11 protein-coding genes are annotated in these 8,999 nt (G+C 42.0%); all 11 read right to left on the minus strand.

Going from position 1 to position 8,999, the window contains the following annotated elements:
* Positions 1-980 (minus strand): ISL3 family transposase (locus C1E99_RS11025; protein ID WP_105206448.1); only part of this gene is annotated, 980 nt, incomplete at its 3' end.
* 128 nt (positions 981-1,108) lie between these two features.
* Positions 1,109-2,284, minus strand: a complete 1,176-nt coding sequence (trpB, locus tag C1E99_RS11030; protein ID WP_105207573.1) for a tryptophan synthase subunit beta — start codon at positions 2,282-2,284, stop codon at positions 1,109-1,111.
* A gap of 602 nt (positions 2,285-2,886) precedes the next feature.
* Positions 2,887-3,426: a VanZ family protein gene (locus C1E99_RS11040; protein WP_105207575.1), complete on the minus strand. Its 540-nt coding sequence runs from the start codon at positions 3,424-3,426 to the stop codon at positions 2,887-2,889.
* Positions 3,423-4,535 (minus strand): 23S rRNA (adenine(2503)-C(2))-methyltransferase RlmN, encoded by a 1,113-nt coding sequence (gene rlmN, locus C1E99_RS11045; protein WP_105107957.1) that lies wholly within the window; start codon positions 4,533-4,535, stop codon positions 3,423-3,425. The genes C1E99_RS11040 and rlmN overlap by 4 nt, the downstream gene beginning before the upstream one ends.
* Before the next feature lie 8 nt (positions 4,536-4,543).
* Complete coding sequence (locus C1E99_RS11050) at positions 4,544-5,185, minus strand: YutD family protein (protein ID WP_105207576.1); 642 nt, start codon at positions 5,183-5,185, stop codon at positions 4,544-4,546.
* A gap of 147 nt (positions 5,186-5,332) precedes the next feature.
* Complete coding sequence (locus tag C1E99_RS11055) at positions 5,333-6,382, minus strand: SepM family pheromone-processing serine protease (RefSeq protein WP_105207577.1); 1,050 nt, start codon at positions 6,380-6,382, stop codon at positions 5,333-5,335.
* Positions 6,369-6,857, minus strand: a complete 489-nt coding sequence (gene coaD / locus C1E99_RS11060; RefSeq protein ID WP_105207578.1) for a pantetheine-phosphate adenylyltransferase — start codon at positions 6,855-6,857, stop codon at positions 6,369-6,371. The genes C1E99_RS11055 and coaD overlap by 14 nt, the downstream gene beginning before the upstream one ends.
* Complete coding sequence (gene rsmD / locus C1E99_RS11065; RefSeq protein WP_105207579.1) at positions 6,847-7,386, minus strand: 16S rRNA (guanine(966)-N(2))-methyltransferase RsmD; 540 nt, start codon at positions 7,384-7,386, stop codon at positions 6,847-6,849. The genes coaD and rsmD overlap by 11 nt, the downstream gene beginning before the upstream one ends.
* Before the next feature lie 76 nt (positions 7,387-7,462).
* Entirely contained in the window at positions 7,463-8,155 is a 693-nt protein-coding gene (locus C1E99_RS11070; protein WP_105207580.1) for a serine protease, read from the minus strand.
* A gap of 56 nt (positions 8,156-8,211) precedes the next feature.
* Positions 8,212-8,547 (minus strand): rhodanese-like domain-containing protein, encoded by a 336-nt coding sequence (locus C1E99_RS11075; protein ID WP_161943238.1) that lies wholly within the window; start codon positions 8,545-8,547, stop codon positions 8,212-8,214.
* A gap of 50 nt (positions 8,548-8,597) precedes the next feature.
* Positions 8,598-8,816 carry a YqgQ family protein gene (locus C1E99_RS11080; RefSeq protein ID WP_105207581.1) on the minus strand — a complete coding sequence of 73 codons (219 nt, stop codon included), beginning with the start codon at positions 8,814-8,816 and terminating at the stop codon, positions 8,598-8,600.
* Between the last annotated feature and the right edge of the window lie 183 nt (positions 8,817-8,999).

Consider the following 8,999-nt stretch of genomic DNA (forward strand, 5'->3'; position numbering starts at 1 on the left):
TTTTTCTCTTGGAAATGGAATAAGAGAAGTTGATAGAGTTCATAGTGCTGTCGTAGTTCCTCGGAGAAAGACAGGAGTTTTTCCAGTATTTCCTTGTTAGTCAAGTGCATTCGGAACATAGGGCGATAAAATCGTTTATCGCTGATTTTACGGCTATCTTGTTGTATCAATTTCCAGTAGCGTTTCAAGGCTCGGTATTCCTGCGATGTTCTGTCGAATTGATTCATAATTTGAATACGGATACGGTTCATAGCACGACTAAGGTGTTGAACAATATGAAAGCGGTCGAGTACAATTTTTGCATTGGGAAATAGCTGTCTAGCCAATTTGTAGTATGGACTAAACATATCCATGGTAATGACTTTGACCCGATTTCTAACCTTTCTAGGATAGCGTAGAAAGTGGTTTCGGATGGTTGCTTGAGTTCTTCCGTCCAGAATGGCGATGACATTTAGGGAGTCGAAATCTTGAGCGATAAAGCTCATTTTCCCTTTTTTGAAGGCATACTCGTCCCAGCTCATCACCTCAGGTAAGGCATTCCAATCTGTTTCAAACTTGAACTCATTGAGTTTTCTCATAACTGATGATGTTGAGATAGATAGCCTGTGTGCAATATGTTTCATTGCTTGATTTTCGATGAGTAATTGAGCAATCTTCTGGTTAACAGCGACAGAGATTTGGTGGTTCTTCTTGACAAGAGGAGTTTCAGCGACCGCTATTTTTCCGCATTCTTTACACTTGAAGCGACGCTTTCTAAGGCGGATAAGTAGCGGGTAACCAGCAGTTTCTAGGTAGGGGATTTTAGAGGCTTTCTGGAAGTCGTATTTAGCCATTTGTCCCTTGCATTTTGAGCATTTAGGGGCTGTGTAATCCAAGTGACCGTGGAGTTCTAAGTGAGTTCCTAGGTCATATTCATTAGAGATAGTGATATTTTTGTCTTTAATTCTGAGAAGATTTGTGATAAGATTTAGTTGTTCCATATGAACCCTTTCTAATGTGAGTTTCGTCGCTTTTCATTATAGGTCATATGGGACTTTTTTTCTATACTCAAAAAGGCTCCATAATCTCCACGGTGGTTTTACCCACTACAGAAATTATAGAGCCTCTTTTATCTACTCTCCAAATAATCCGCAATTGCTGCGACATCCTTGTCTCCTCGACCGGAAACATTGATAATAATGATTTTATCTTTATCTAGTTGTGGTGCTAAGCGTAGAGCTTCTGCAATCGCATGAGACGATTCAATGGCTGGAAGAATTCCTTCTGTACGACTTAAGGTCAGAAGGGCATTAACCGCCTCATCATCTGTTGCTGCGACATACTTAACTCGACCAGTTTCCTTATAATAAGCATGCTCTGGTCCAACACCTGGATAGTCCAATCCTGCTGAAATGGAATAAACCGGTGCTACTCCACCATTTTCATCAAAGAGGGAGATTGTCTTCATACCATCAACCACACCAACCGTTCCCTTAGTCATAGTCGCTGCATGGAGTTCCGTATCAACGCCCTTACCAGCTGCTTCTACACCAATCAACTGAACAGACTCATCTGGTAAATATTGAGAAAATGCACCGATGGCATTGGAACCACCACCTACACAGGCAATGACATAGTCTGGCAAGCGGCCTTCTTTTTCCAAAATCTGACGACGAGATTCAACACTAATAATCTTCTGGAATTCATGGACAATGGTTGGATAAGGGTGTGGTCCAACTGCAGAACCCAAAACGTAGAAGGCATCCAAATCAGCCATCCATGCACCAAATGCCGCATCAACGGCCTCTTTCAAGGTTTGCGTTCCATCCGTTACAGCATGAACTCGCGCCCCCATCATCTCCATACGGAAAACATTGAAGCGTTGGCGTTTGACATCTTCAGCCCCCATATAGACATCACATCCCAAGCCAAATCGTGCCGCAACAGCAGCCGTTGCTACACCGTGCTGACCAGCACCAGTTTCCGCTATGACGCGGGTTTTACCCATACGTTTCGCCAGAAGAATCTGCCCCAGCACATTGTTTAACTTATGGGAACCTAAGTGATTCAAATCTTCCCGTTTGAGATAAATTTTGGCACCACCCAGCTCTTTCGTCAAGGATTCTGCAAAATAGAGGGGTGTTTCACGACCCGCATAATCCTTTAAATAGCCTTGGTATTCTGCAATGAACTCTGGATCATTGCGGTAGGTTTCAAACGTTTCTTCCAATTGGTCCAACAAAACCTGAATTTGCTCTGGTACAAAACTACCACCAAATTGTCCAAAATAACCTTTTTCTGCCATATGCTTTCCTCTTTCTATTTTCTAATAACTAAAATATTATACTACACTGTTTCATTCTTGTTTTACCTACTTTCTACGCCATCGTTTCATCTTGATTACCTCGTTTAGATAATAGTCTTTCAGTTTGCTTTTAGTACTAGACAACGCGCTGCAGGCAGTACTAAAGTACGGCAAAGCGAGTTAACGACGTAATAAAAGATAAACTGAATGACTAAAGGAAAAGCCCCCGCAGGAAAAATAACCTGCGAGGGCGTCAATGGACACGGTGCCACCTCACTTATGGACTCGACTAGTAAGACCATAACTCATTCTCCTCAAACAAGGAGACGCACGATAAGGGGTGCGGACCGAATTCTCATTGTTTCGAATTCACATACCCAAACATAGATAAAACTGTTTCATACCACTCATTACTACATTTGGCATCAGCCCATTTAATAAACGACTAGCATCTATTTGCACCAACCATAGACTCTCTTCAGCTAAACTGTTTATTACTTCTTCTGATTACATAAAATTATACGCCACAATTCAAAATAGGTCAAGTGTTTTTTTGAAATTTTCTAAAAAATTTGAAAATTCATTCATTTTCACCTATCTTTCTATCTATCGTCTTTTGTTCTAGATAATAGGATGCCAATTCCTTTTTGAAGATTGGTAAATAATAGATAGGCCAAGACACCGCCTAGCGTATTGGTCCAGAGGTCATCCACTTCAAACACTCGCCCCGCATCGATGAGCAGGTCTAACAAGAGCTGGGTACATTCGATAAACAAGCTCATACAAAAACTATAACGTATCACCGCTCGAAGGCTCCGCCATTCTTCCCGAAGAAATAAAATAAGGAAGACAAAAGGAAAGAGCAGAAAAATATTGGTGATGTTCTGCAGGAAAATCCAACCTAGGTCCGCCAGACTGTCCACCTTATCCCCATTGACAATGCTGTTGAAAGGGGTAGGCAGGAGATAGAGCCGTCCAATCTGAATAATTCCTGGTGTGGAGAAATCCTTGTATTGAGGATACCAAGACTGAGGTAGGAAACAGAGTAAAACAATAGCCAGAGCATAGGCTCCAGCTAAGGTCTTACAAATCTGTCTTCCTAGCTTGGTCAAGTTTCCATCTGCTTGGAAGAATGTTCTCATGCCTGAATACCTGCCTTGGCTTTGGCTGCTGCAATACGAGCACGCGCTTTTTCACGGTCCTTTTTGAGGGTATTGGAACGCAATTGACCACAAGCCGCATCGATATCTGTACCATGTTCCTGACGAACGACACAGTTGACCCCGTTTTTCTTCAAGACATCAAAGAAAGCCAAGGTCCGTTCTCTAGTTGAACGGCTGTACTGGTCATGCTCACTTACAGGATTGTATGGAATCAAGTTGATATAGGACAATTTACGGATGTTCTTGGTCAAATCAGCCAATTCCTGAGCTTGTTCCACTCCATCATTGACCTCATTGAGCATGATGTATTCAAAAGTCACACGTCGGTTGGTCACCTTGATATAGTCCTCAATCGCTTCAAACAAGACTTCGATTGGATAGCGACGGTTGATGCGCATGATGCTGGAACGAAGGTCGTTATTTGGCGCGTGAAGGGACACTGCCAAGTTAACCTGAACTCCCTCACGGGCAAAATCACGGATTTTTGGTGCCAAACCAGATGTTGACACTGTGATGTGACGAGCTCCGATTGCCAAGCCCTTGTCATCATTAACTACACGCAAGAAGGTCATAACATTGTCATAGTTATCAAGTGGCTCTCCAATCCCCATGACAACGATATGGCTAACACGTTCATTCTGATTACGCTCATCTAGGTATTTCTGCACCAACATAATCTGAGCCACGATTTCACCGCTGGTCAAGTCCCGTTGTTTCGGAATCAAACCAGAGGCACAGAAGGTACAACCGATATTACAACCAACTTGTGTCGTTACACAGACAGAAAGACCATAGTGCTGGTGCATGAGAACTGTCTCAATCAACATCCCATCTGGTAGTTCAAAGAGATATTTAATCGTTCCGTCCTTGGATTCCTGCACAATCCGTTGTTTAAGAGGATTGACCACAAAGTTTTCTTCCAACTTTTCAATCAAAGACTTGGGCAAGTTGGTCATTTCCGCAAAGGTTTGGACACGAGAACGGTAGAGCCATTCCCAAATCTGAGTCGCTCGGAATTTCTTTTCTCCATTTTCTAAAATCCAATCCACAAGATTGGCTTGACTAAAGGCATAAATTGATGGTTTCATGATTCTCCCTACTTCTGACGGATGACAAAGCTACGCTTAGCCTCATTCATCTCCCGATTATTCTGCTTACGGTCACGCTTCTGACTGCGCTCCGTCTGATTGGCCTTAACACCCGCATTCTTCATGGTAAAATGACGCTGTTCCGACTGCTTGTTCTGCTGCTTCCCTTTTTTCTGACGGTCATTGCGACTATTTTTGTTTTCTTTTGGTTCAATAGGCTCCGTCCGCTGCTGATTTCTGTTGCGATTACGTGAACGACTCCGCTTGCGACGAGGTCTGTCCTCCTCCTCAACAGGTAAGTCCTGCGGATTTGGATTGGCTAAGACGAAATAAGCACAGCCAAAATTACAATACTCTGTCAGATAATCATCTAGTCGGCTAATTTTTAAGTCTGACTTGACATTCTTATCATCCTTGTAAAAGCCCTTCAAGCGCAGTTGCTCATTGCCCCAATCGCCTACGATAAAATCAAACTTAAGCATCAAAGGCGAAAAACGTTGACCAAAAATGGTCTGGTCAAAGGCTTCTTTGTAATCTTCCAACAGGTCTAGCTCTATATTTTCTGATACAACCTTTTCTCCTACACGGGCAAAACTTGGGCCAGGATACTTGTTGTAGTTATACATTTCAGGTGAAATTTCTTTTTTCATTTGTCCTCCTATCTTTTCAATTCTTCATACATATCATTTCTATCTAACCCTACTATTATATCACTATTTGACCAGAAATTCTTCTAGTTTAGTCTTTAGGAGAAATTTCTGACAATTTTAAGAAAATTTAAAATGAAAAAGGACGATTTACTCGCCCTTTGTTTTCTTCAAATAGTCAATGGCATCCTGAGCTGTCTTGACAGGCACAACTTCAATGTCCAGACCTGCCTTCTCAGCTGCCTCTTTAGCCTCTTCATAGTTGGTTTTAGCTGTTGGATCCTCTTTCAAGATTTCTTCATCAACTGGATTATTGGGAACAAAGAAGATACTTGCTCCAGCCTTGGCTGCAGATAATACCTTCTTATCTGCTCCACCAATATCACCAACACTACCATCTTGCTCAATGGTTCCAGTACCTGCAATCACGCGCCCATCACGCAAGGTTGGATCAGCCAGTTGCGTATAGATAGCAAGGGTAAACATGAGACCAGCACTTGGACCACCAATATCTCCCGTTTGGAAATCAATCGGAATCGAACTTTGAACCTCTGTATGATCTACGAGAGTAATGCCTATTCCGTTTTTTCCATTAGACAATTTGATAATTTTACCGTCCGCAGATTTTTCCTGACCACCGCTTACATAACCAACAGTCACATCACTGCCCAATTCCAAACTGCTGACATATTTAATAAGGTCTGGAGAGGATTCAAAGGTTTTTCCATTGATACTGACAACCGTATCCGCAATATTGAGAATTTCCTTAAAGGTTGAATCTTCGGCCAAAGCTAGAACGTAAACACCGAAGAAATCCAAACTGACTTCTTTGTCAGCCAAGGTCAGACCTTGGTACTTGGCCATATTTTGCGAAGTTTCCATGTAGAACTGGGCAATGCGGAAGTATTCCTCGCTGTCTGCTCCACCTGTCATCTCCTCTGCTGAACTGACACTTGTGTATGGATCAAACTGGGCCGCTAAGAGTTGCAGAGCCGTAGCCTGCTGAACTGACACATAGGTAAAATTGTAAGAACCATCCTCTTCGTCAATCTTATCGTTAACTGTCAATACCTGACGAACATCCATGGCACCGCCCGGCTTTTCCAGATAGTATGGTAGGGGAACAAATACAGTAAACCAGAGTAAGAGAGTTCCCGCTACAATGGATGTAATCAGTAGTAATTTTCTATTTTTTTTCATTCTTTCTTATCTCCTCACTAACAACTAGGGGAACATAGGGGCTAATATCTTGCTTATAATGGATCAATTCACGGATTTGGCTAGAAGAGATATTCCGATATTCTGGCTTGGATAGGAGATAGACTGTCTCAAGATCCGGAGCCAGTTGGCGATTGAAATAGTCAAAATTAGCCTCGTATTCAAGGTCAATGCCATTACGGAGACCTCGGATAATATGGCTGACTTGTCGCTTATGGGCTACATCAACCACCAACTCCTGACCCGCTAAAAAGACCTCAATCTTATCATTTCCCTCAAAAACTTTTCGGAGGAGGGCTAGTCGCTCCTGCCCTGTAAACAAACTAATTTTATTGGGATTGAAAAAAATACCAACATAAAGCTTATCAAACAGGCCACTGGCCCGCTCAATCAGGTCCAGATGTCCATTGGTAATGGGATCAAAAGAGCCTGTAAACATTCCAATCTTATCTGACATAGACTGTTACCTTACTAATTCCGTAGATTTTTTCCTTCCAGATACCCAGCTCTGCTATTTCCTCTGGAAGAGAGACCGCCTTATCCGTCTCGCAGACCACCATGACGTCTTGAGACAAAAGCTGGCGCTGGCACAGCTCGGTAATGTCTGCCACGATATCCTCAGCTGCATAGGGAGGGTCTAAAAAGACCAGGTCAAAGGATCCGCTCAGATGAGCCAAAGCCTGCTTAGCCTCCATGGCTAAGAGCTGAAACTTGCTGTCTTCCTTGGTCATGCGGATATTGTCGCGGATAATGGCTTGCGCTCTCCGATCTCGTTCGACCAGCACTGCAGCCTCCATCCCGCGAGAAACAGCCTCGATTGACAGACCGCCACTGCCTGCATAGAGATCCAAGACCCGACCACCGTCAAAATAAGGACCAATCATATTAAACATGGCACCGCGGACCTTGTCCGAAGTGGGTCTGGTTGTCTTTCCTTCTAAGGTTTTTAAGGGCCTACCGCCATAGTTTCCAGATACAATTCTCATAAAGATAATTATAGCAGAAAATACTGATGACGGCTAAATCAAAATAGAAAAAAGAAGGAGAAATCTCCTTCTTTTTCTATTGATCAGTGCTTGTCGAATCACTATTTCCTGTACTTGTGTCTGATGATACTGTAGCATTAGATGTAGATGTTTCTGAAGCAACAGTTTCACTTGACTCAACAACAGTAGATGTAGGAGTCTCAGGAGTTGTGATAATTGGCTGACTTACGGATGGTTCAACGTAAGTTTCTGTTTCATAAACGACTTCTTCTTGATATGTCTCTTGTGGGATTTCCTCAACAACAGATGCACTCGGCTCTGTCACTGGGACTTCCGGAACTGAACTACTGCTAGAAGTAGAAGACGATGCTTTCTTTTGCTCAGCTAGTTTTTTCGCTGCTTCAGCACGGACCAATTCTGCTTGTAATAAAGCTTTAGTTTGTGCATCAGTCAAATTAGCAGCAGATACCTTAACTTTATCAATCCTAGTTTGCAATTCTTGCTTTTTAGTTGCATCAACTAACTTATCAACAGCTGCTTGAGCAGCTTCCAACTTTTCTTTTGTTTGATTACCTTCCAACGCAATAACTGCATCTTCAGCCGCCTTATAATTTGAATCTACTGTTGCCACCTGTTGTTGACTTGTTGCGGCTGTCTTTGTCTGCGAATCTTTATACCAACTTGCTCCAAGACTGATAATTAAAACGAGGGCCATAAAACTAATAATCCCAATTTCTGCTAGGGATAATTTTTCGAATTTTTTTTCCATTGTTCTCTTCCTTAAACCTGACTATATCTAAAGTCAATTAGTCAATTCTTACAAACTTACTTACTCGATTTCACTTTTCCATTCCAACCATTTAACCCATAGCTAAGGATATAAATGTCATTAAAGCCTTGCTTTTTCAGATGAAGGGCTGCTGGTGTTACCAACTGTCCACGGTCATTTTCATAAATCAAGACAGGCTTGTCTTTACGTAAAGCCGCTGTTGATTGGCGTAATTGCTGGTAGGGAATATTTCTGGCACCTAGAATATGCTTCCGACTGAATTCACTCGGATCACGCAGGTCAATCAACTGGCCACCATGAATCTTTTCCGCAAATTCTGCATTATCAATCACAGTCGCTGCACGTCGCAATCTCCAATAATTGAAGCCCATCCATGAACCTAAAATAAGCACAAAAACAATAAATATCCACAAGGTTTCCACTATTTGCTCTCCTTCAACTTCTGATACTCTAATTCCAAACGATGTTCCCGTCGCAAAACCAATTCGGCCTCCATGTAGTCCAACCTATCCAGAAGACCTGCCTGATAAACTCGATTGAGCTCTATCTGCATCATTTCAATGTCATAGAGGCGGTTGCCCATGTAAACAATAATACCGAAACTTTTTAGTAATTGTTGCACATCGTAAAGTCTTTTCATAGAAAAATTTTAGCAGAATTTTATAAGATTTTCAATATAAAAACTCAGTTGGAATTTATGAAATACATTTAAAAAGAGGCTGGGCAAAAACTAGCTGCTCATACATAAAAAAACGAGCAATTCCAATTAGGAGTTGCTCGTTTTCCATTTCATGCTTTATAATTATTATAACGACAAAACAAC

This window comes from Streptococcus suis, from assembly GCF_002964045.1.
GTDB lineage: Bacteria > Bacillota > Bacilli > Lactobacillales > Streptococcaceae > Streptococcus > Streptococcus suis_U.